This window comes from Cupriavidus sp. FW305-26 (assembly GCF_058787975.1).
The window spans coordinates 83,361-106,077 of sequence record NZ_JBYTAH010000007.1; the positions used below are offsets into that span (position 1 = coordinate 83,361).

The 22,717-nt window shown below is 66.1% G+C and carries 22 protein-coding genes; 20 read left to right on the forward strand and 2 right to left on the reverse strand.

What is annotated here, in order from left to right; translation table 11 throughout:
- Nucleotides 1–21: 21 nt before the first annotated feature.
- A complete protein-coding gene (gene aroA, locus AC3WQZ_RS06715) occupies nucleotides 22–1,326 on the forward strand; it encodes a 3-phosphoshikimate 1-carboxyvinyltransferase (protein ID WP_454750223.1) in 1,305 nt (434 codons plus the stop codon).
- Here aroA and AC3WQZ_RS06720 read toward each other — a convergent pair.
- A complete protein-coding gene (locus AC3WQZ_RS06720) occupies nucleotides 1,323–1,559 on the reverse strand; it encodes a DUF2061 domain-containing protein (RefSeq protein ID WP_010812956.1) in 237 nt (78 codons plus the stop codon). The two genes, aroA and AC3WQZ_RS06720, sit on opposite strands and share 4 nt — an antisense overlap.
- Nucleotides 1,560–1,685: 126 nt before the next feature.
- On the opposite strand from AC3WQZ_RS06720, the gene cmk reads away from it, so the two are divergent.
- The 11 genes from cmk (at nucleotide 1,686) to cysM (ending at nucleotide 13,120) form a co-directional block, all read left to right on the forward strand.
- A complete protein-coding gene (gene cmk, locus AC3WQZ_RS06725; protein WP_010812955.1) occupies nucleotides 1,686–2,354 on the forward strand; it encodes a (d)CMP kinase in 669 nt (222 codons plus the stop codon).
- 166 nt (nucleotides 2,355–2,520) lie between these two features.
- Nucleotides 2,521–4,215 (forward strand): 30S ribosomal protein S1, encoded by a 1,695-nt coding sequence (gene rpsA / locus AC3WQZ_RS06730; protein ID WP_010812954.1) that lies wholly within the window; start codon nucleotides 2,521–2,523, stop codon nucleotides 4,213–4,215.
- 30 nt (nucleotides 4,216–4,245) lie between these two features.
- On the forward strand, nucleotides 4,246–4,674 hold the full coding sequence (locus AC3WQZ_RS06735) for an integration host factor subunit beta (RefSeq protein ID WP_492300229.1): 429 nt from the start codon (nucleotides 4,246–4,248) through the stop codon (nucleotides 4,672–4,674).
- Between the two features lie 274 nt (nucleotides 4,675–4,948).
- Entirely contained in the window at nucleotides 4,949–5,305 is a 357-nt protein-coding gene (locus AC3WQZ_RS06740) for a LapA family protein (RefSeq protein ID WP_010812952.1), read from the forward strand.
- Nucleotides 5,306–5,308: 3 nt separating this feature from the next.
- Nucleotides 5,309–6,547 carry a lipopolysaccharide assembly protein LapB gene (gene lapB / locus AC3WQZ_RS06745; protein WP_010812951.1) on the forward strand — a complete coding sequence of 413 codons (1,239 nt, stop codon included), beginning with the start codon at nucleotides 5,309–5,311 and terminating at the stop codon, nucleotides 6,545–6,547.
- A gap of 37 nt (nucleotides 6,548–6,584) precedes the next feature.
- Nucleotides 6,585–7,967: a UDP-glucose dehydrogenase family protein gene (locus AC3WQZ_RS06750; RefSeq protein WP_010812950.1), complete on the forward strand. Its 1,383-nt coding sequence runs from the start codon at nucleotides 6,585–6,587 to the stop codon at nucleotides 7,965–7,967.
- Between the two features lie 80 nt (nucleotides 7,968–8,047).
- Nucleotides 8,048–8,995 carry a D-glycero-beta-D-manno-heptose-7-phosphate kinase gene (gene rfaE1 / locus AC3WQZ_RS06755; RefSeq protein WP_010812949.1) on the forward strand — a complete coding sequence of 316 codons (948 nt, stop codon included), beginning with the start codon at nucleotides 8,048–8,050 and terminating at the stop codon, nucleotides 8,993–8,995.
- Between the two features lie 28 nt (nucleotides 8,996–9,023).
- Entirely contained in the window at nucleotides 9,024–10,019 is a 996-nt protein-coding gene (gene rfaD, locus AC3WQZ_RS06760) for an ADP-glyceromanno-heptose 6-epimerase (protein WP_010812948.1), read from the forward strand.
- Nucleotides 10,020–10,174: 155 nt separating this feature from the next.
- A complete protein-coding gene (locus AC3WQZ_RS06765) occupies nucleotides 10,175–10,543 on the forward strand; it encodes a ComEA family DNA-binding protein (protein ID WP_010812947.1) in 369 nt (122 codons plus the stop codon).
- 237 nt (nucleotides 10,544–10,780) lie between these two features.
- A complete protein-coding gene (locus AC3WQZ_RS06770) occupies nucleotides 10,781–12,082 on the forward strand; it encodes a solute carrier family 23 protein (RefSeq protein WP_011614702.1) in 1,302 nt (433 codons plus the stop codon).
- A 135-nt stretch (nucleotides 12,083–12,217) separates the two neighbouring features.
- Nucleotides 12,218–13,120: a cysteine synthase CysM gene (gene cysM, locus AC3WQZ_RS06775; protein ID WP_010812945.1), complete on the forward strand. Its 903-nt coding sequence runs from the start codon at nucleotides 12,218–12,220 to the stop codon at nucleotides 13,118–13,120.
- Nucleotides 13,121–13,189: 69 nt separating this feature from the next.
- On the opposite strand, the gene mltB is transcribed toward cysM, so the two are convergent.
- A complete protein-coding gene (gene mltB / locus AC3WQZ_RS06780; protein WP_010812944.1) occupies nucleotides 13,190–14,296 on the reverse strand; it encodes a lytic murein transglycosylase B in 1,107 nt (368 codons plus the stop codon).
- A 149-nt stretch (nucleotides 14,297–14,445) separates the two neighbouring features.
- On the opposite strand from mltB, the gene AC3WQZ_RS06785 reads away from it, so the two are divergent.
- From AC3WQZ_RS06785 to AC3WQZ_RS06820, 8 genes are all read left to right on the forward strand, one after another.
- Nucleotides 14,446–15,369: a histone deacetylase family protein gene (locus AC3WQZ_RS06785; protein WP_010812943.1), complete on the forward strand. Its 924-nt coding sequence runs from the start codon at nucleotides 14,446–14,448 to the stop codon at nucleotides 15,367–15,369.
- 12 nt (nucleotides 15,370–15,381) lie between these two features.
- Nucleotides 15,382–16,185, forward strand: a complete 804-nt coding sequence (locus tag AC3WQZ_RS06790; protein WP_174549455.1) for an enoyl-CoA hydratase — start codon at nucleotides 15,382–15,384, stop codon at nucleotides 16,183–16,185.
- A 165-nt stretch (nucleotides 16,186–16,350) separates the two neighbouring features.
- The gene (locus AC3WQZ_RS06795) at nucleotides 16,351–17,385 is read left to right on the forward strand and encodes a methionine ABC transporter ATP-binding protein (protein WP_010812941.1); all 1,035 of its coding nucleotides are present in this window, start codon (nucleotides 16,351–16,353) and stop codon (nucleotides 17,383–17,385) included.
- Nucleotides 17,375–18,028, forward strand: a complete 654-nt coding sequence (locus tag AC3WQZ_RS06800; protein WP_011614705.1) for a methionine ABC transporter permease — start codon at nucleotides 17,375–17,377, stop codon at nucleotides 18,026–18,028. Before AC3WQZ_RS06795 ends, AC3WQZ_RS06800 begins: the two co-directional genes overlap by 11 nt.
- 46 nt (nucleotides 18,029–18,074) lie before the next feature.
- The gene (locus AC3WQZ_RS06805; protein ID WP_010812939.1) at nucleotides 18,075–18,872 is read left to right on the forward strand and encodes a MetQ/NlpA family ABC transporter substrate-binding protein; all 798 of its coding nucleotides are present in this window, start codon (nucleotides 18,075–18,077) and stop codon (nucleotides 18,870–18,872) included.
- A 218-nt stretch (nucleotides 18,873–19,090) separates the two neighbouring features.
- Complete coding sequence (locus AC3WQZ_RS06810) at nucleotides 19,091–19,840, forward strand: electron transfer flavoprotein subunit beta/FixA family protein (protein ID WP_010812938.1); 750 nt, start codon at nucleotides 19,091–19,093, stop codon at nucleotides 19,838–19,840.
- A gap of 18 nt (nucleotides 19,841–19,858) precedes the next feature.
- On the forward strand, nucleotides 19,859–20,794 hold the full coding sequence (locus tag AC3WQZ_RS06815; RefSeq protein ID WP_010812937.1) for an electron transfer flavoprotein subunit alpha/FixB family protein: 936 nt from the start codon (nucleotides 19,859–19,861) through the stop codon (nucleotides 20,792–20,794).
- A 98-nt stretch (nucleotides 20,795–20,892) separates the two neighbouring features.
- Nucleotides 20,893–22,677 carry an acyl-CoA dehydrogenase gene (locus tag AC3WQZ_RS06820; RefSeq protein ID WP_010812936.1) on the forward strand — a complete coding sequence of 595 codons (1,785 nt, stop codon included), beginning with the start codon at nucleotides 20,893–20,895 and terminating at the stop codon, nucleotides 22,675–22,677.
- Nucleotides 22,678–22,717 lie beyond the last annotated feature (40 nt).

The following is a 22,717-nucleotide window of genomic DNA, read 5'->3' on the forward strand; positions in this document are numbered from 1 at the left end:
GCCCCGGCGCCCACGAGAACCATGGAACACCTGACGCTAGGCCCCCTGACCCGCGCCAACGGCACCGTCCGGCTGCCGGGCTCGAAGAGCATCTCCAACCGCGTGCTGCTGCTGGCCGCACTGGCCACGGGCGAGACCCGCGTGCGCGATCTGCTCGATTCCGACGACACCCGCGTGATGCTGCAGGCGTTGCGCACGCTCGGCGTGGCGTGGCGGCAGGAAGGCGACGACTACATTGTCACCGGCGCCGGCGGCAATTTCCCGAACAAGTCGGCCGAGCTCTTCATGGGCAATGCCGGCACCGCGATCCGCCCGCTGACTGCCGCGCTTGCGCTGCAGGGCGGCAACTACAAGCTGTCGGGCGTGCCGCGCATGCATGAGCGGCCAATCGGCGACCTGGTCGACGGCCTGCGCCAGGTGGGCGCCGTGATCGACTACCTTGGCAATGAAGGCTTTCCGCCGTTGCATATCCAGCCGGCCGGCATTCGCATCGATGCGCCGATCCGCGTGCGCGGCGATGTGTCGAGCCAGTTCCTGACCGCGCTGCTGATGAGCCTGCCGATGGCGCAATCCGACAGCGGCCGCATCGAGATCGAGGTGGTGGGCGAGCTGATCTCCAAGCCGTATATCGAGATCACGCTGAACCTGCTGGCGCGCTTCGGCATCAAGATCGAGCGGCAGGGCTGGGAGCGCTTCGTGCTGCCGGCCGGCGCAGCTTACCGCTCGCCGGGCGAGATCTTTGTCGAGGGCGATGCGTCGTCCGCTTCCTACTTCCTGGCGGCCGGCGCGATCGGCGGTGGCCCGGTCCGGGTGGAAGGCGTGGGCATGGCCAGCATCCAGGGCGATGTGCGCTTCGCCGAGGCGCTCAACCGCATGGGCGCCAATGTGATGGCAGGTGACAACTGGATCGAAGTGCGCGGCACGGAACGCGACGACGGGCGCCTGCACGGCATCGAACTGGACTGCAACCATATCCCCGATGCGGCGATGACGCTGGCGGTGGCAGCACTGTTTGCCGAAGGCACGACTACGCTGACCAATATCGCCAGCTGGCGCGTCAAGGAAACGGACCGTATCGCGGCGATGGCGACGGAACTGCGCAAGCTCGGCGCAGTCGTGGAAGAGGGGGCAGACTACCTGCGTGTGACGCCGCCGCAGCCGTGGCAGACTCCGGCCGACGGCATTGGCACCTATGATGACCATCGCATGGCGATGTGCTTCTCGCTGGCAGCCTTCGGGCCGCTGCCGGTGCGGATCAATGATCCGGGCTGTGTGGCGAAGACGTTCCCGGATTACTTCAGCGTGTTTGCGGGCGTGACCGGCTAGGCGCCGGCCAGGTTGGCGTGGTTGCGCTGCGCCGGGGCATGATTGCGGGCAGTCCCGGCTTGGCGGCGCTCGCGCTTCTCCCAGTAGCGGTCGAAGAAGTAGTGGGCCACGGTATTGACGGCCGGCTCGATGAAGGTGATGGCACCGCTGATGGCGAGGCTGCCGGTCAGCGCATACGTCACGCTGAACGCGATGCCGAGGTGCATGATGCCGAACGTCAGGGTTTTTGCCATGTTAGATTGCCTCGCGACTGGGACGGGAAGGGCACCGTGCCGCGGCTGCGGTCAAGCGCCATGAATCAAATAATAATGATTCTCAATTGAATTCACAATCAATCGTTTCTTTTGGCTTTATAAACAATGACTATCGTCAACGTCATCGCCATTGACGGGCCGACTGCCTCGGGCAAGGGCACTGTCGCGCACAAGGTTGCGGACGCCGTGGGCTTTCACCTGCTCGACAGCGGCGCCCTGTACCGGCTCGTGGCGCTGGCCAGCGACCGCGCCGGGATTGACCTGGCGGACGTGGACGCGCTTGCAAAGATCGCTTCCCGCCTCGATGTGAAGTTCGGCCCTGACCGCGTCTGGCTGCAAGGCGAGGAAGTCAGCCTGGCAATCCGTGCTGAGGCAATCGGCAACCGGGCCTCGGCCATCGCCGTGCACCAGCCGGTGCGCGATGCGCTGACCCAGCTGCAGCGCAGCTTCCGCAAGCTGCCCGGGCTGGTCGCCGACGGCCGCGACATGGGCACCGTGATCTTCCCGGATGCGCCGCTCAAGGTGTTCCTGACCGCAAGTGTTGAGGCGCGCGCTCGCAGGCGCTATAAACAATTGATTGATAAGGGAATTTCTGCTAATATTGAAGACCTTTTGCGTGACCTTGAAGCGCGCGATGTACGGGATCGCACCCGCACCGCCGCGCCGCTTCGTCCCGCCGAGGATGCAAAGCTGCTGGATACCTCCGATATGACGGTGGACCAGGCAGTGGCGCAGGTGCTGGAGTGGTTTGCCGCTGTGCGGCCCGATGCATGAGATGCATGCGGGCGCATCAGTAGAAGCGGCGTACCCCGACGGCACCAGATGGCGCCAGCCCGGGCAAGACTTGTGGCTGGCTTGTGTCAAACCTGACCCCGCTGCACTGGCAGACTGAGCGCGATAGTCGCGCCGGCCAGCGTATTGCGGATTTCACCTTACGTTTATGTCCGACCTGCAAACTAACGAATCCTTTGCCGCACTGTTCGAGGAATCCGTCGCCCGCTCCAATATGAAGGCTGGCGAAGTGATCTCCGCTGAAGTCGTGCGCATCGACCACAATTTCGTGGTCGTCAATGCCGGCCTCAAGTCCGAGGCATTCGTGCCGGTGGAGGAGTTCCTGAACGACCAGGGCGAACTCGAAGTGCAGGCCGGCGACTACGTCTCCGTGGCCATCGATGCGCTCGAGAACGGCTATGGCGACACCATCCTCTCCCGCGACAAGGCCAAGCGCCTGGCATCGTGGCTGAACCTCGAGAAGGCGCTGGAAGACGGCGAGATCATCTCGGGTACCGTGACCGGCAAGGTCAAGGGCGGCCTGACGGTGATGGTCAACGGCATCCGCGCGTTCCTGCCGGGTTCGCTGGTTGACGTGCGCCCGATCAAGGACACCACCCCGTACGAAGGCAAGACCCTGGAATTCAAGGTCATCAAGCTGGATCGCAAGCGCAACAACGTGGTGCTGTCGCGCCGCGCCGTGGTCGAAGCGACCCTGGGCGAAGAGCGCCAGAAGCTGATGGAAACCCTGAAGGAAGGCGCCATCGTCAACGGTATCGTCAAGAATATCACCGACTACGGCGCGTTCGTGGATCTGGGTGGCATTGACGGCCTGCTGCACATCACCGACCTGGCCTGGCGCCGTGTCCGCCACCCGAGCGAAGTGCTGTCGGTTGGCCAGGAAATCACCGCCAAGATCCTCAAGTTCGACCAGGAAAAGAACCGCGTCTCGCTGGGCGTGAAGCAGCTGGGCGAAGATCCGTGGGTCGGCATCTCGCGTCGCTACCCGCAAGGCACCCGCCTGTTCGGCAAGGTGACCAACCTGACCGACTACGGCGCGTTCGTCGAGATCGAAGCCGGCATCGAAGGCCTGGTGCACGTGTCGGAAATGGACTGGACCAACAAGAACGTTGCCCCGTCCAAGGTTGTCCAGCTGGGCGACGAAGTCGAAGTCATGGTGCTGGATATCGACGAAGACAAGCGTCGTATCAGCCTGGGCATGAAGCAGTGCAAGGCCAATCCGTGGGACGATTTCTCGCGTAACCACAAGAAGGGCGACAAGCTGGCCGGCCAGATCAAGTCGATCACCGACTTCGGCGTGTTCATCGGCCTGCCGGGCGGCATCGACGGCCTGGTGCACCTGTCGGACCTGTCGTGGCAAGAGACTGGCGAAGAAGCCGTTCGCAAGTACAAGAAGGGCGACGAAGTCGAAGCCGTGGTTCTGGGCATCGACGTCGACAAGGAACGCATCTCGCTGGGCATCAAGCAGCTGTCGGGCGATCCGTTCAACAACTTCATCTCGGCCAACGACAAGGGTTCGCTGGTTCAGGGCACCATCAAGGCGGTTGACGCCAAGGGCGCCGTGGTCCAGCTGGCTGACGATGTGGAAGGCTACCTGCGTGCTTCGGAAATCTCCGCTGACCGCGTGGAAGACGCCCGCAACGTGCTGAAGGAAGGCGAGCAGATCACCGCCCTGGTGGTGAACGTCGACCGCAAGTCGCGCAACATCAACCTGTCGATCAAGGCCAAGGACAGCGCAGAGCAGCAAGAAGCGATGCAGAAGTTCCAGGCTGACACTGGCACGGCTGGCACGACCAACCTCGGCGCCCTGCTGAAGGCCAAGCTCGGCCAGGACAACCAGTAATCGCAGGCCCCCGCGCTTGCGCGTATGCCCATGACCAAGTCGGAGCTCGTCGAAAAACTGGCTGCCCGCTTCCCCCAGCTGCTGCTGCGGGACGCGGACATCTCGGTCAAAACGATACTCGACGCGATGTCCGAGGCGTTGGCCGATGGCCACCGCATCGAGATTCGCGGATTCGGCAGTTTTGGTCTGAACAAGCGTCCGCCTCGCGTGGGGCGCAATCCCAAGTCCGGCGAGCGTGTGCTGGTGCCCGAAAAACGGGTGCCGCACTTCAAGGCGGGCAAGGAATTGCGCGAACGGGTTGACCGCAGCCAGCCGGCGCCTCCGGGCGCCAATGGCAACGGTCATGCCGCCGGCCCCCGCACGGCCCAGGCCGTGCCGGGCAAGGTAGGCCAGGGCAGCGCTCCCGCCGCAGCGGCGGGATTGCACGAGGGTGGGCTGAATTTTGTCCGCTCTTCCTGATTGCCGGGTTTTGCCTGCTGCTTGTGTGGTTGAAAAAAGCGCCCCCTTAGGGGCGCTTTTTTTATTGCTGCCGGCCTTGCGTGCGCACCGAGACGGGTGGCGCATCGTGCGCAAGCGGCTTGCCGGCGTCTGGCGCCGGGCCGCAGCCCGGGCCGCATTACGGCCCGGTTACCGAATAGGTGAAGCGTATCCGTTACAATGCCGGGGTCTTTGCCGGACCTCGCGCGAGTGCGCCGGTGCCGCTTCCACGTCACGCTGAAACGCTGCCAACCGCATGAAACTGTTCGCCTGGATCGTCCGCATCGTCGTATTCGTGCTGCTGTTCGTGCTGGCGCTGCGCAATACCGCCGAAGCCTCGCTGCAGCTGTTCTTCAACGCCGTCTGGCATGCCCCGCTGATCCTGATCCTGTTCGCGGCCTTCGTGCTCGGCGCGGTCGCGGCACTGGCATCGATCGCGCCCAACCTGATGCGCCAGCGCATGGAGCTTGCCCGGCTGCGCCGCGCCCTGGCCGATGCCGGCGCGCAGGCGAGCGCGTCAGCGGCATCGCCGCCGTCGCCAACGTCGGCAGCAGCCGCCGCGCCGCGCGACGGCAAACCTGTTCCTTATAACGTAGTCGGCCCGAAGGTCTGATCCATGATGTTTGAAACCTGGTGGCTGCTGGCGCTGCCACTTGTCTTTGGCCTTGGCTGGATGGCGGCGCGCTTCGATGTGCGCCAGCTGATCAGCGAGCAGGGCGCCTTGCCGCGCTCGTATTTCAAGGGCCTCAACTTCCTGCTCAACGAGCAACCCGACAAGGCCATCGACGCCTTTATCGAGGTCGCGCGGCTGGACCCGGAAACCACCGAGCTGCACTTCGCGCTGGGCGCGCTGTTCCGCCGCCGCGGCGAAACCGAGCGTGCCATCCGCGTGCACCAGAACCTGGCGACCCGCCCCGACCTGCCCGAGCCCGAGCGTGAGCATGCCTTGTTTGAACTGGGCGAGGACTTCCTGCGCGCCGGCCTGCTGGACCGCGCCGAGGAATCGCTGCGCCGGCTGATGTCGGGCCCCTACGCGGCGTCGGCCAAGCGCGTGCTGCTTGAGCTCTATGAAGTGGAAAAGGAGTGGCAGAAGGCGATCGAGGCTGCGCGCGAGCTGCAGACGCTGGAGCAGACCAGCTACAGCCTGCAGATTGCTCAGTTCTGCTGCGAGCTGGCGCAGGACGCGCTGCAGCGCAAGCGCCCCGAAGATGCGGTGAAGTGGCTGAACCAGGCCGTTGCCGAGAATCCTGCCAACGTGCGTGCCCCGATCCTGTTGGGCGACGTGGCCGCGGCGGCGGGCGATGCCCGCGCGGCGCTTGGCCACTGGCTTGGCATCGAACGGCAGGATGCATCCTTCCTGCCGCTGGTGGCGGACCGCGTGGTCAAGGCCTACGCCAGCCTGCAGGAGGAGGGCGCCGCACTGGAATGGCTGCGCGGCCTGCTCAAGGGCAAGCTGGCGCCGGAGGTGCTCGATACCGCCTACAAGGCAGAGCTGGAAGTGAATGGCCCGGAAGCCGCCGCGCGCCTGATGCGCGAACAGCTGCGCCGCCAGCCCACGCTGCTGGCGCTGACCAAGTATTTCGAGGCGCAGGCGGCGGTGGTCACGGCCGGCGCCCCGTCCGCGCAGCCGGCGGGTGCCGATGCCCCGGCAGAGGGGGCCGAGGGCGCCGACGGCAACGGCGAGCAAGCGCAGGAAACCACCGCCATCCGTGACCTGCTGCAGCTGCGCACGCGCAACCTCGCGCGCTACACCTGCCGCGAGTGCGGCTTCCGCGCCCGGCTTTTCTATTGGCAATGCCCGGGATGCAACCGCTGGGAAACCTACGCCCCGCGGCGTTCCGAGACGCTCGGCTGATCCCGGGCGGCCTGTGCAACAGAATTGAATTGACGCTATGAAAGTCACGATCATCGGCAGCGGCTATGTCGGCCTTGTCACCGGCGCCTGCCTGGCGGAACTTGGCAACGACGTGTTCTGCCTGGACCTGGACGAGCAGAAGATCGCGCTGCTTAACGCAGGCGGGGTGCCGATCTACGAGCCGGGCCTGCAGGAGCTGATCCAGCGCAACCGGGCCGCCGGGCGGCTGACCTTTTCCACCGACGTGGCGGCCAGCGTCGAGCACGCCGACGTGCAGTTCATCGCCGTGGGCACGCCCCCGGACGAAGACGGCTCTGCCGACCTGAAGTACGTGTTGGCGGCGGCGCGCAATATCGGCCGCCATATGACCGGCTTCAAGGTCGTGGTCGACAAGTCCACCGTGCCGGTTGGCACCGGCGACCGCGTGGCCGCCACGATCCGCGCGGAGCTGGCCGCGCGCAGCCTGGAAGACCTGCAGTTCTCGGTGGTGTCGAACCCCGAGTTCCTGAAGGAGGGCGCCGCGGTCGAGGACTTCATGCGCCCGGACCGCATCGTGCTGGGCTGCAACGCCGACGTCGCCGGCCGCCACGCGCAGGCCACCATGCGCCAGCTTTACGCGCCGTTCAACCGGCACCACGAGCGCACCTTCTACATGGACGTGCGCTCGGCCGAGTTCACCAAATACGCCGCCAATTCGATGCTGGCCACGCGCATCTCGTTCATGAACGAGCTGGCCAACCTGGCCGACGAGGTCGGCGCCGATATCGAACTGGTGCGCATGGGCATCGGATCGGACCCGCGCATCGGCTACAGCTTCCTGTATGCCGGCGCCGGCTATGGCGGTTCATGCTTCCCCAAGGACGTGCAGGCGCTGATGCGCACCGCCGCCGACCATGGCAAGCCGATGCGCGTGCTGGAAGCGGTGGAATCGGTCAACGGCGCACAGAAGCGTGTGCTGGGCGACAAGGTCGTGCGCCGCTTCGGCGATGACCTGACTGGCCGCACCTTTGCGGTGTGGGGCCTGGCCTTCAAGCCCAACACCGACGACATGCGCGAGGCACCGTCGCGGGTGCTGGCACGCGAACTGGTGTCGCGCGGCGCGTCGCTGCGCATGCACGACCCGGTGTCGATGGCCGAAGCCCGGCGCGTGCTGGATGCCGACCTGGCCGACCTGCCGGGCGGCGCCGCGCGCGTGAGTTTCCACGAGAACCAGATGGATGCGCTGGACGGCGCCGACGCGCTGGTGATCGTGACTGAATGGAAGGTGTTCCGCAGCCCAGACTTCGGTCAGATCAAGCGGCGCCTGAAGGCCCCGGTGGTCTTCGACGGGCGCAACCTGTATGAGCCTGAGGCCATGGTCGAGACCGGCGTGGAGTACCACGCCATCGGCCGCCCGACCCGGCAGGCCGTGAACGAATGAGGCGCCGGCGGGTCAACGGACTCATCAACCGATAAGCTAACGCGGCGGCCGCGGCCGGCGCGATATTGCCAAGGATCTTCATGAACAAGACCGTCATTCCGCAGGAGCAGATCCGGCAGTCCCATATCCTGGTGGTCGGCGACATGATGCTGGACCGCTACTGGTTCGGCGATGTGGAGCGCATCTCGCCGGAAGCACCGGTGCCGGTGGTCCAGGTCAAGCGCAGCGACGAGCGCCTGGGCGGCGCCGCCAACGTGGCCCGCAATGCCGCGGCACTGGGCGCACGCGTGGGCATGCTGGGCGTGGTCGGCGACGACGAGCCGGCCCGCACGCTTGAAGCGCTGCTGGGCGAGAGCCATGTGCAGCCCTACCTGCACCGCGATCCCAAGCTCAACACCACCATCAAGCTGCGCGTGGTGGCGCACCAGCAGCAGTTGCTGCGCGTGGATTTCGAGAGCGCGCCGGCGCATGAAGTGCTGGCCGCGGTACAGGACCGCTTCCTGGCCCTGATCAACGACTACCAGGTGCTGGTGCTGTCCGATTACGGCAAAGGCGGTCTGACCCACGTCACGCGCATGATCGACGCCAGCCGCGCGGCCGGGCGCAAGGTGCTGATCGATCCCAAGGGCGACGACTACTCGCGCTACCGCGGCGCCACCCTGATCACCCCCAACCGGGCCGAGATGCGTGCCGTGGTCGGCGCCTGGAAGACCGAGGCCGACCTGACCATCCGCGCGCAGAACCTGCGCCGCGGGCTGCAGCTGGAGGCGCTGTTGCTGACGCGCTCGGAAGAGGGCATGACGCTCTACACCGAGGCCGAGGTGCTGCACGTCTCCGCCCAGGCGCGCGAGGTCTATGATGTATCGGGTGCGGGCGATACCGTGATCGCCACGCTCGCCACCATGCTGGGTGCCGGCGTGCCGCTCAAGGAAGCCGTGCAGCATGCCAATCGTGCCGGCGCCATCGTGGTGGGCAAGCTTGGTACCGCCGTCGTCTCTTATTCTGAATTGTTCGGCGCCGCCCCGTGAGGCGTGGCGCCCCCATCCTGATCCGACCATGACCATCATCGTCACCGGCGCCGCTGGCTTTATCGGCAGCAACCTCGTCAAAGGCCTGAACGACCGCGGCGAGACCAACGTCATCGCTGTCGACAACCTGACCCGTGCCGACAAGTTCCACAACCTGGTCGACTGCGAGATCTCCGACTACCTGGACAAGCAGGACTTCCTCGCGCGCTTTGCCCGCGGCGAGTTCGGCAAGGTGCGGGCGGTATTCCATGAGGGCGCGTGCTCCGACACCATGGAGACCGACGGCCGTTACATGATGGAGAACAACTACCGTTACACGCTGTCGCTGATGGAGAGCTGCCTGGAACAGGGCACGCAGTTCCTGTATGCGTCGTCGGCGGCTACCTACGGTGCTTCGCAGGTGTTCCGCGAAGACCGCGAGTTTGAGCGCCCGCTGAACGTGTACGGCTACTCCAAGTTCCTGTTCGACCAGATCGTGCGGCGCCGGCTGCCGTCGGCGCTGTCGCAGATCGTGGGCTTCCGCTACTTCAACGTGTACGGCCCGCGTGAAACGCACAAGGGCCGCATGGCCTCGGTCGCCTTCCACAACTTCAACCAGTTCCGCGCCGACGGCACGGTGAAGCTGTTCGGCGAGTACGGTGGCTATGCCCCCGGCATGCAGAGCCGCGACTTTATCTCGGTCGAGGACGTGGTCAAGGTCAACCTGCACTTCTTCGACCATCCGGACAAGTCCGGCATCTTCAATCTCGGCACCGGCCGCGCGCAGCCGTTCAACGACATCGCCGCCACCGTGGTCAATACCCTGCGCGAGGCCGAAGGCAAGCCGCGCCTGTCGCTCGATGAACTGGTGCAGGAAGGCCTGCTCGAGTACGTCAAGTTCCCCGATGCGCTGCGCGGCAAGTACCAGTGCTTTACGCAGTCGGATGTGTCGAAGCTGCGCAGCGCCGGCTACAGCGAGCCGTTCCTGAGCGTCGAGGAAGGCGTGGCGCGCTACTGCCGCTGGCTGATCGAACGCGCCGGCTGACAATCGGCGCGCAGCCGGCCGACACGCTTTCGTGCGGCCGGTGTCAACTTTTGTTGCCGCATGGGCCGCCGCTGCGGCCCGCCCCTATCCTGACCTGACCTCGCCGCCCCGGCGGGGGTGGTACCTCAGACCATCCACAGGAAAGGAGAGCCTTCATGTTCAAGCATTGGGTCCGGCAACTTGCCCGGCGTTTTTCCCTGGTATTCCTTGCTGCAACCATCTGCCTGTTCGCAGGCGGTGCCGCGCATGCCGCCATCGATGTCAACACGGCGGACGAGGCGGCGCTGACCTCGGTCAAGGGCGTGGGAGCCGCCACCGCCCGCAACATCATCGACGAACGCAACAAGCGTGGGCCCTACAAGGACGCCGCGGACCTGGCCGAGCGCGTCAGCGGCATCGGGCCGAAGTCCGTGGCGAAGCTGCAGGACGCTGGCCTCGCCATTGGCCCGAAGGGAGCCGCAGCAGCGGCCCCGGCCAAGGCCGCCAAGGCAGCGCCCGCGGCGGCCACCAAGCCGGCGCGCTAGCAGGCGCAGGGGCTGGCGCCCGGCTGCCACGTGGCCGGGCGCTCTCCTTGCTGGTATGGGTTGTGCTAGACCCTTGCCGCTTCGCACGCCCCGTGGCGGCGGAGTATCATGCGGACGCCGCGCCGGCAGGATCTGCCGCGCGTGACTGCCGACAGGCACGCATCTACCAAACAACCAGGCACAAACGCGGCGGCCGCCGACCAGGCGGCCAGCCCGGACCACAGGGAGCAGAACAATATGGCGAATGGCGAGGACGCGGGATTCCTGCCGCAGTGGCGGCTCAAGACCGAAGGTGTGATCGGGCCGGATGAGCGGCTGCCCGCCGGGCAGACGCTGCTGGCCGGCATCCAGCACGTGGTGGCGATGTTCGGCTCGACCGCCATTGCACCGATCCTGATGGGTTTCAACCCGAATATCGCCATCCTGTTTTCCGGCATCGGCACGCTGATCTTCTTCCTGTGCGTGCGCGGGCGGGTGCCGAGCTATCTTGGCTCCAGCTTCGCTTTCATCGCCGTGGTGATCGCCGCCACCGGCTACGCGGGCAGCGGCCCCAACCTCAATATCCCGGTGGCACTGGGCGGCATCATCGCCGCCGGCGCGCTGTACACGGTGATCGGCCTGATCGTGCAGGCGGTGGGCTACGCCTGGGTCGAAAAGCTGATGCCGCCGGTGGTGACCGGCGCCATCGTCGCGGCGATCGGGCTGAACCTGGCCCCGGTAGCGGTCAAGGCGGTCAGCGGGGCGGCCCTCGATACCTGGGTGGGCCTGCTGACGGTGGTGGCCGTGGGGCTGGTGGCGGTGCGTGCGCCCGGCATGATCGGGCGCCTGCCGGTGCTGATCGGCGGCCTGGCCGGCTACCTCGCCTACTACCTGGGCACCAATGTGATGGGGCTGGGCAAGCCGATCGACTTCTCCAGCGTGGCAGCGGCCAGCTGGTTCGGGCTGCCGGCGTTCACGGCGCCGACCTTCGAGCTCAGCGCCATGCTGCTGATCGCCCCGGTGGCGATTGTGCTGGTGGCGGAGAACCTGGGTCATATCAAGGCCATCGGCGTGATGACCGGGCGCAACCTGGACCCGTATATCGGCCGTGCCTTCATCGGCGACGGCATCGCGACCATGCTGTCGGCCAGCGGCGGCGGCACCGGCGTGACCACTTATGCCGAGAACATGGGCGTGATGGCGGTCACCAAGATCTACTCGACGCTGATCTTCGTGGTCGCGGCCGCGGTGGCCATCCTGCTGGGCTTCTCGCCCAAGTTCGGTGCGCTGATCCTGACCATCCCGGGTCCGGTGATCGGCGGGCTGACCATCGTCGTGTTCGGCCTGATCGCGGCGACGGCGGGCCGGATCTGGGTGCAGAACAAGGTGGACTTCTCCAGCTCGCGCAACCTGATCACGGTTGGCGCCACGCTGACGGTGGCCGCCGGCGACCTGACGCTGAAACTGGGCGGCATGACGCTGGGCGGCATCGGGACTGCCACCTTCGGCTGCATCCTGCTGTACCACCTGTTGGGCGAAGGCAACCACGAAGAGGGCTGAGCCAGGGCAGGATGGGCGCAGGCGGGCGGGTGGCAGCGTAAATCCCGCCTGCCGGCGAGGGATAGGTGTCTGGATTACAATGGCCGGCGAATTGGAATCCCCCGTTTGCGACCCCCTTTCGCGACCCCTCGCTCCATGGCCTACAAGACAATTGAAGACACCATCGGCAATACGCCGCTGGTCAGACTGCAGCGCATCCCCGGTGCCGCCAACGACGCGCGCGGCAATGTGATCCTCGGCAAGCTCGAAGGCAACAACCCGGCCGGTTCGGTCAAGGACCGCCCCGCGGTGTCGATGATCGCCCGGGCCGAGGCGCGCGGGCGCATCAAGCCGGGCGACACCCTGATCGAGGCGACTTCCGGCAATACCGGCATCGCGCTGGCCATGGCGGCCGCCATCCGCGGCTACAAGATGGTGCTGATCATGCCCGAGGACCTGAGCCTCGAACGCCGCCAGAGCATGGCGGCCTACGGTGCCGAGATCATCCTGACCCCGGTCAAGGGCGGCATGGAGTACGCCCGCGACCTCGCGGATTCGATGGAGCGCGATGGCAAGGGCGTGATCCTCGACCAGTTCGCCAACCCGGACAACCCGCAGGCGCACTACGAGGGCACCGGGCCGGAGATCTGGCGCGATACCGACGGCCGCATCACCCACTTCGTTTCGGCGATGGGCACCACCGGCACCATTACCGGCGTGTCGCGCTACCTGAAGGAACAGAACCCGGAGATCCAGGTCATCGGCGCGCAGCCGGCCGAAGGCTCGCGCATCCCGGGCATCCGCAAGTGGCCCGAGGCGTATCTGCCCAAGATCTACGATGCCAGCTACATCGACCGTACCGAGCCGGTGAGCCAGGGCGATGCCGAGCACATGGCGCGGCGCATGGCTTCCGAAGAGGGCATCTTCTGCGGCATTTCGGCCGCGGGCGCGCTCTGCGTGGCGCTGCGCATTGCCGAGGAAGTGGAGAACGCCACCATCGTGTTCGTGGTGTGCGACCGCGGCGACCGCTACCTGTCGACCGGCGTGTTCCCGGCGTGACCTGAACCGGTGCCAACAAGAAAGGCCTCGCAAATGCGAGGCCTTTCTTGCTTTGGCGGGCAGCTGGCGTCAGCCCATCGCCGCCTTGACCGCCTCGCCCAGCTGGTACACCGCCAGCGCATAGAAGAAGCTGCGGTTGTAGCGCGTCAGCACGTAGAAGTTGCGCAGGCCGAGCAGGTACTCGGTCGGCTGGTCGGGGGTGGGCAAGTCCACCACCAGCACGCCAGTCTCGCCTTCGCGCGCGGGGTCAATCGGCTCGTCCACGCGCAGGCCGGCGCGGGTCAGCTGGTTGAGCGTGCGCGTGGGCCACGGCTCACCGTCGGCCGCGGCGGTGGCGATACCCAGGCTGCCGGCGTCGCCGGCAATGCGCCACACCACCGGGCGGCCCGGCTCCCAGCCGTGCAGCTGCAGGAAGCGCGCGACACTGCCGATGGCGTCGGTAGGGCTGTTGCGCAGGTCGATGCGGCCGTTGTTGTCGTAGTCGATGGCGTATTCGCGCAGGCTGGTCGGCATGAACTGCGGGATGCCGATCGCGCCCGCGAAGGAGCCCAGCACCGAGTACACGTCAGTGCGGGTGTCGCGGCACCACAGCAGGTAGTCGGCCAGCTGGTTGCGGAACAGCGTGGTGCGGGCTTCGCGGTTGGGCGTGTCCGGGTAGTCGAAGGCGAGCGTGGACAGCGAATCGAGCACGCGGAAGGTGCCCATGTCGCGGCCATAGATGGTTTCCACGCCGATGATGCCGACGATGACCGATGCCGGCACGCCGAACTCGGCTTCGGCGCGGCGCAGCGTGTCGCGGTTGTCCTGCCAGAAGCGCACGCCCGCGTTGATGCGGATCGGCTCGATAAAGCGCGAGCGGTAGGTGCGCCAGCTTTTGCGGCCGGTGGTGGCGGGCGGCATGATCAGACGCACCACGGTGGCGGAATAGACCGCCTGGCCAAACCACTCCTGCAGCATGCCACGGTCAAGGCGGTGGCGGGCCACCATCTCGTCGATAAATGCGCGGGTCTGCGGATTGTCGCGGTAGCGGCCGGGTTCGATCTCTTCCTCGCGCATGCTGACGCGGCGCTTGCCCGCGGCGAGCAGGCTGGGGGAGAGGCCGCAGAGTCCGAGTGCGGCAGCGGAAAGCGCGGCGCCCAGCAGGGGGCGTCGCAGTGAGCGCTGGGTGTCGGTCATGATGTCCTTTGCAAGTCGCACCGAGTATAGCGGATGCCACTGCGGCAACTGCCGGCAAGCCGTCACGAGATGGCGCGCCGGCGCCGCTGGGTGGCTTGGGCTGGCGTGTGCTAACGTAGCGATTGGAGACAACATCGCGACGATAAGAGATGCCGACAGGCTATTACACGCACCCCGAGTTCCAGCGGCACGAGATGGGGCATTTCCATCCGGAGTGCCCGGAACGCCTTCAGGCGATCGAGGATCACCTGATTTCGCACGGCCTGGACGGGCTGCTGGAGCGCCGCGAAGCCCCGCCCGCCACGCGCGAGCAGCTTGAGCGCGTGCACCGGCCCGACTATGTCGATTCACTCGAGCGCGCCAGCCCGGCCAGTGGCTATCACGCGATCGATCCGGATACCTCGATGAACTCGCACACGCTTGCCGCCGCCACGCTGGCCGCGGGCGCGGCGGTGGCGGCCACCGATGCGGTGATCGCCGGCGAGTTCGAAAACGCGTTCTGCTGCGTGCGCCCGCCCGGCCACCACGCCGAGCCCGACCGCGCGATGGGCTTCTGCTTCTACAACAACGTCGCCATCGCCGCGCGCCACGCGCTGCGGGCGCACGGGCTGGAGCGCGTGGCCATCATCGATTTCGACGTGCACCACGGCAATGGCACCGAAGCGGCATTCCGCGGCGACGAGCAGGTGATGATGTGCAGCATTTTCCAGCACCCGTTCTATCCGTACAGCGGCACCGAGCATCTCGCGCCCAATATGGTCAACATACCGCTGCCGGCCTATACCAACGGCATGGCCGTGCGCGAAGTGGTCGAGACCATCTGGCTGCCGCGGCTCAATGAGTTCCGCCCGCAGATGCTGTTTATCTCCGCCGGCTTTGACGCGCACCGCGAGGACGACCTGGGCCAGATGGGCCTGGTGGAGCAGGACTACGCCTGGATCACCGGCCAGCTGGTGGACGTTGCGCGCGCCCATGCGCAGGGCCGCATCGTCAGCTGCCTGGAGGGGGGCTACAACCTGAGCGCGCTGGGCCGCAGCGTGCTGGCGCACCTGAAGGTGCTGCTGGAACGATAGGAGAGCATGGCCATGGCCGAGACCGATGCGCGCGTGGACGCGCCGCTGCTGACCGAATCGCGCGACACCGCGGGCGTGGTGCGGCTGACCATGAATCGGCCGCAGGCGTTCAATGCACTGTCAGAAGGGCTGCTCGACGCGCTGACCGAAGCCCTCGGCCGGCTGGCGTCGGACCATACCGTGCGCGTGGTGGTGCTGGCCGGCGCCGGCAAAGCCTTCTGCGCCGGGCACGACCTGCGCGAGATGCGGGCCTCGCCGTCGCACGACTACTACCGGCGCCTGTTCGACCGCTGCACGCGCATGATGATGGCGATCCAGAAGATGCCGCAGCCGGTGCTTGCGCGCGTGCAGGGCATTGCCACGGCGGCGGGCTGCCAGCTGGTGGCCATGTGCGACCTTGCGGTGGCCGCCGACGATGCGCGCTTTGCGGTGTCCGGCGTCAACCTGGGCCTGTTCTGCTCGACGCCCGGGGTGGCGTTGTCGCGCAACCTGCACCGCAAGCAGGCGATGGAGATGCTGCTGACCGGCGACATGATCGACGCCGAAACCGCCCGTGAGCGCGGGCTGGTGAACCGGGTGGTGCCCGCTGGCCAGCTCGACGAAGAGGTGGCGCGCCTGGCCGCCAGCATCTGCGCCAAGCCGGCCGCCGCGGTGGCCGCCGGCAAGTGTCTGTTCTACCGCCAGCTGGAAATGGGCATCGAGGCCGCCTACCAGCTGGCCGGCCAGACCATGGCCTGCAACATGATGGACGAGTCGGCGCTGGAGGGGGTGCAGGCCTTCATTGACAAGCGTTCGCCGTCCTGGCGTGGCTCATAATCGACTTTCTTGCCCCTTATATGCCGGGAACGTATAAAGACATCGGTAAAAAGTCGTTTATGGTATGAAGCGAATCGCATAAAATACGCGCTTCAGAAAAATAACGAGCGGCAACAGCGCTGGAGATCCCTCGCCTGTTGCCGTTTTTCTTTTGGTCACCTTTCCATGATCGAACTGCAAGGACTGTCGCAGCGCTTCCCGGGCGCGTCTGGCGACGTGCATGCATTGCGGGACGTCAGCCTGTCGATAGCGGCGGGCGAGGTCTTCGGCATTATCGGCCGCAGCGGCGCCGGCAAGAGCACGCTGGTACGCGCCATCAACCTGTTGAACCGGCCCTCGAGCGGCCGCGTGATCGTCGCGGGCCAGGAGCTGACCGCGCTGGACACGGGCGCGCTGCGCCTGGCACGCCGCGAGATCGGCATGATCTTCCAGCACTTCAACCTGCTGTCGTCGCGCACGGTGTATGAGAACGTGGCGCTGCCGCTGGAACTGGCCGGCAAGCCCAAGGCTGAGATTGCCGCGACGGTGCTGCCGCTGCTGGACCTGGTGGGCCTGTCGGCGCTGAAGGGCCGCTATCCGGCGCAGATCAGCGGCGGGCAGAAGCAGCGCGTGGGCATTGCGCGCGCCCTGGCCAGCAAGCCCAAGGTGCTGCTCTCGGACGAGGCCACTTCCGCGCTGGACCCGGAAACCACCCGCTCCATCCTGGAACTGCTCAAGCAGATCAACCGCGACCTGGGCCTGACCATCGTGATGATCACGCACCAGATGGAAGTCATCAAGCAGGTCTGCGACCGCGTGGCCGTGCTTGAAGCCGGCCAGGTGGTGGAGACCGGGCGCGTGATCGACGTATTCCTGCGCCCGCAGCACGACGTCACCCGCGCCATGATCGGCGACGTCATCTCGCAGGAACTGCCGGCCAGCGTGCTCAAGCGCGTGGAGAGCCGGCTCGGCAACGGGCGCGACCATGTCTACCGCCTGGCCTTCACCGGCGAGGGCGTGGACCAGCCGGTGCTGGCCCAGGCGATCCGCCGCTACGGGCTGGACTTCAATATCCTGCACGGCCATATCGACGAGATCCAGGGCCAGGCTTTCGGCTCGCTGGCGATCATGGCCACGGGCGAACTGGCCGACGTGAAGGCGGCGATGGAATACCTGCAGGCGCAAGGCGTCGTGGTGGAGGAGTTCGAGCATGTGGTCTGAAATGTTTGACCTGTTCCTGACCTCGTTCAACGAGACCCTGCTGATGGTGGCGATCTCGGGCGTGGTCGGCTCGCTGCTGGGCGTGCCGCTGGGCGTGCTGCTGCATCTGACCAACCGTGGCGGCGTGCTGTCGCACCCGCTGTTCAACCGCGGCATCGGCGTGGTGGTCAACGCCGTGCGCTCGATCCCGTTCATCATCCTGCTGGTGGTGGTGATCCCGTTCACGCGCTTTATCGTCGGGTCGTCGATCGGCACCACCGCGGCGATCGTGCCGCTGACCATCGCGGCGATCCCGTTTATCGCGCGCCTGGTGGAAAGCGCGCTGCGCGAGGTCGACAAGGGCCTGGTCGAGGCCGCCCAGTCGATGGGCGCCACCACCCGCCAGATCGTGTGGAAGGTGCTGCTGCCCGAGGCCATGCCCGGCATCGTCGCCGGCCTGACCATCACCTTTGTCAGCCTGGTCGGCTATTCGGCCATGGCCGGCGCGATCGGCGGCGGCGGCCTGGGCGACCTGGGCATCCGCTACGGCTACCAGCGCTATATCACCGAGGTCATGGTGGCGGTGGTGGTGATCCTGATCGTGTTCGTGCAGGCCGTGCAGAGCTTCGGCGACTGGCTTGTCCGCCGTATCAGCCACCGCTAATCCGTCAACGCCAAGTCAATTATTTTCTGAAACAGGAACGCATATCATGCAACGTCGCAACCTGCTGCAATGGATTCTCGGCGCCGCGATCGGCGCAACGCTGGCAACGGGCGCCGTCGCCCAGGAAAAGCCGATCAAGATCGGCGTGACCGGCGGCCCGCACGCCCAGATCATGGAACAGGTGAAGAAGGTCGCCGCCAAGGACGGCCTGAACATCCAGGTGGTCGAGTTCAGCGACTACATCCAGCCCAACGCCGCGCTGGCCGCCGGCGACCTGGACGCCAACAGCTACCAGCACCTGCCGTACCTGGAAGCCCAGATCAAGGACCGCGGCTACAAGTTCACGCATATCGCCTATACGGTGACGTTCCCGATGGGCGTGTACTCGAAGAAGATCAAGTCGCTCGACCAGCTCAAGCAGGGTGCGCGCGTGGGCGTGCCCAACGATCCCACCAACGGCGGGCGCGGCCTGTTGCTGCTGCAGAGCAAGGGCGTGATCAAGCTCAAGCCTAACGCCGGCCTGAAGGCCACGCCGCTGGACATCGTCGAGAACCCGAAGAAGATCCGCATCGTCGAGCTGGACGCCGCGCAGCTGCCGCGCTCGCTGGATGACCTGGATGCCGCCGCCATCAACGGCAACTACGCGGAATCGGCCGGCCTGTCGCCCGTCAAGGATGCCATCGCCATCGAAGGCCCGAAGGGTCCGTACGCCAACCTGATCGCGATCCGCGAGGCTGACAAGAGCAAGCCCTGGGTGGCCAAGCTGGTGAAGGCTTATCACTCGCCGGAAATCAAGCAATACGTCACATCGACCTTCAAGGACTCGGTCATTACCGCCTGGTAAGCCGACGCCACTTTGAGGGTTTCATCCAATCAGACGATGCCCGCAAGCCCCGGTTTGCGGCACAATCGTCGGACGGCTGGGATCTGCCGGGCTATGCCCGGCATCATTTTGCCGATAAAATAGTACGATCGTTCGAAAAACAGGAGAGCCGCCAACCCGGTGGTTATAATGACGAGCGAACAAAATTTCTGACTATCAGCTATCAGTGGAGTGAGCGCATGAAAGTACTCGTCGCAGTCAAGCGGGTGGTGGATTACAACGTCAAGGTCCGCGTCAAGGCGGACGGCAGCGGCGTCGATCTGGCCAACGTGAAGATGAGCATGAACCCCTTCGACGAAATCGCCGTGGAAGAGGCCGTGCGCCTGAAGGAAGCCGGTGTTGTCACCGAAGTGATCGCCGTCTCGTGCGGTGTCACGCAGTGCCAGGAAACCCTGCGCACCGCGATGGCCATCGGTGCCGACCGCGGCATCCTGGTGGAATCGAACGAAGACCTGCAACCGCTGGCCGTGGCCAAGCTGCTGAAGGCGCTGATCGACAAGGAACAGCCGCAACTGGTGATCCTGGGCAAGCAGGCCATCGACGACGACTCCAACCAGACCGGCCAGATGGTGGCCGCGCTGGCTGGCCTGCCGCAAGCCACGTTCGCCTCCAAGGTGGTGGTTGCCGACGGCAAGGCCTCGGTGACGCGTGAAGTCGATGGCGGCCTGGAAACGCTGTCGCTCAAGCTGCCGGCCGTGGTGACGACCGACCTGCGCCTGAACGAGCCGCGCTACGTGACGCTGCCGAACATCATGAAGGCCAAGAAGAAGCAGCTCGATATCGTCAAGCCGGAAGACCTCGGCGTCGACGTCAAGCCGCGCCTGTCGACCCTGAAGGTGGTCGAGCCTGCCAAGCGCAGCGCGGGTGTGATGGTGCCGGACGTTGCGACGCTGGTGCAGAAGCTGAAGAACGAAGCCAAGGTTATCTGAGCGCGGGGGAGAAATAACATGACTGCACTCGTCATTGCTGAACACGACAATCAATCCATCAAGGCCGCCACGCTGAACACCGTGACTGCCGCTGCCCAGTGCGGCGGCGACGTGCACGTGCTGGTGGCTGGTGCCAACGCCAAGGCCGCGGCCGATGCGGCCGCCAAGATCGCCGGCGTGACCAAGGTCCTGCTGGCCGACGCCCCGTACTTCGGTGACGGCCTGGCCGAGAACGTGGCCGAGCAGGCGCTGGCCATCGCCAACGACTACTCGCATATCCTGGCTCCGGCCACCCCGTACGGCAAGAACATCCTGCCGCGCGTGGCTGCCAAGCTGGACGTGGCCCAGATCTCGGAAATCTCCAAGGTCGACGCCCCGGACACGTTCGAGCGCCCGATCTACGCCGGCAACGCCATCGCCACGGTCAAGTCGGAAGACAAGATCAAGGTCATCACCGTGCGCGGCACCGCCTTTGACGCCGCCGCCGCCGAAGGTGGCTCGGCTGCCGTCGAGACCCTGCCGGCCGTGGCCGACGCAGGCGTTTCGCAGTTTGTTTCGCGCGAAGTGGCCAAGAGCGACCGTCCGGAACTGACCGCCGCCAAGATCATCGTCTCGGGTGGCCGTGGCGTGGGTTCGGGCGAGAACTACACCAAGGTGCTGACGCCGCTGGCCGACAAGCTGGGCGCCGCGCTGGGTGCCTCGCGCGCCGCCGTGGACGCCGGCTTCGTGCCGAACGACTACCAGGTCGGCCAGACCGGCAAGATCGTCGCGCCGCAGCTGTATATCGCCGTCGGTATCTCCGGCGCGATCCAGCACCTGGCCGGCATGAAGGACTCCAAGGTGATCGTTGCGATCAACAAGGATGCCGAAGCCCCGATCTTCTCCGTGGCCGACTACGGCCTGGTAGGCGACCTGAACACCGTGGTGCCGGAGCTGGTGGCAGCACTGGGCTGATGCCTTGCCGGCCGCCAGGCGGCCGGCACTGGTAGCAAGTACGAGCCGTTCCGGGGGTGACCCGCGAACGGCTTTTTCATACATGTTGGGAGACATCGATGACTTACCGTGCGCCGATCAAGGACATGCTGTTCGTCATGAACGAGCTGGCCGGGCTAGAGGCCGTGAGCAAACTGCCGGGCTTCGAGGAAGCCACGCCGGAAACGGCCGAGGCAGTGCTGGACGAGGCCGCCAAGTTCAACGAGCAGGTCGTCGCGCCGCTGAACCGCGCCGGCGACCTGGACCCGAGCAGCTGGAAGGACGGCGTGGTCACCACCACGCCCGGCTTTAAGGAGGCCTTCCGCCAGTTCGGCGAGGGCGGCTGGCAGGGCGTGCTGCATCCGCAGGAGTTTGGCGGCCAGGGCCTGCCCAAGCTGGTCGCCACCGCCTGCAACGAGATGCTGAACACCGCGAACCTGTCGTTCGCGCTGTGCCCGCTGCTGACCGATGGTGCCATCGAAGCGCTGCTGACGGCCGGTACGGATGAACAGAAGGCCACCTTCCTGCCCAAGCTGATCTCGGGCGAGTGGACCGGCACCATGAACCTGACCGAGCCGCAGGCCGGCTCGGACCTGGCCGCAGTGCGCACCCGTGCCGAGCCGCAGGGCGACGGCACCTACAAAGTGTTCGGCACCAAGATCTTCATCACCTACGGCGAGCACGACATGGCGAAGAACATCGTCCATCTCGTGCTGGCCCGCACGCCCACCGCGCCCGAGGGCGTCAAGGGCATCTCGCTGTTCATCGTGCCGAAGTTCATGGTCAACGCCGACGGCAGCACCGGTGAGCGCAACGACGTGCATTGCGTCTCGATCGAGCACAAGCTGGGCATCAAGGCGAGCCCCACGGCCGTGCTGCAGTTCGGCGACCATGGCGGCGCCATTGGCACGCTGGTCGGCGAAGAGAACCGTGGCCTCGAGTACATGTTCATCATGATGAACTCGGCACGCTTCTCGGTCGGCATGCAGGGCATCGCCGTATCCGAACGCGCCTACCAGCAGGCGGTGGCCTTTGCGCGCGAGCGCGTGCAGAGCCGCCCGGTCGATGGTTCGGCGCGCGAGGCGGTGACCATCATCCACCACCCTGACGTCAAGCGCATGCTGATGACCATGCGCGCGCTGACCGAAGGCGCGCGCGCCGTGGCCTACGTGGCCGCGGCCGCCAGCGACGCGGCGCACCAGCATCCCGACGAAGCGGTGCGCCAGCAGAACCAGGCCTTCTACGAGTTCCTGGTGCCGGTGGTGAAAGGCTGGAGCACCGAGCTGTCGATCGACGTCACCAGCCTGGGTGTGCAGGTGCACGGCGGCATGGGCTTTATCGAGGAGACCGGCGCGGCGCAGCACTACCGCGACGCGCGCATCCTGCCGATCTACGAAGGCACCACGGCAATCCAGGCCAACGACCTGATCGGCCGCAAGACCGTGCGCGACGGCGGCGCCGTGGCGCGTGCGATCTGCGCGCAGATCGCCGAGACCGAGGCTGCGCTGGGCAATCACAGCTGCGCCGGGTTCACCGCGGTACAGGCGCAACTGGCCAAGGGTCGCGCGGCGCTGGAAGACGTGGTGGCGTTTGTCGTGGCCAATGCCAAGTCCGACCCGAACGCCGTCTTTGCCGGCAGCGTGCCTTACCTGAAGCTGTGCGGCATCGTGTTCTCCGGCTGGCAGTTCGGCCGTGCGATGCTGGCCGCCGATGCGAAGCGGGCCGAGGATCCGGGCTTTTATGACGCCAAGATCGCCACCGCGCATTTCTTTGCGGAGCACATCCTGTCGCAGGCGTCGGCTTTGCGCGATGCCATCGTCAGTGGTGCGGCACCGGTGAATGCGATGACGGCCGAGCAGTTCTGAGTGGCCTGACAGTCGCCGGAAAGAAAAAGGGCGGCCCCGC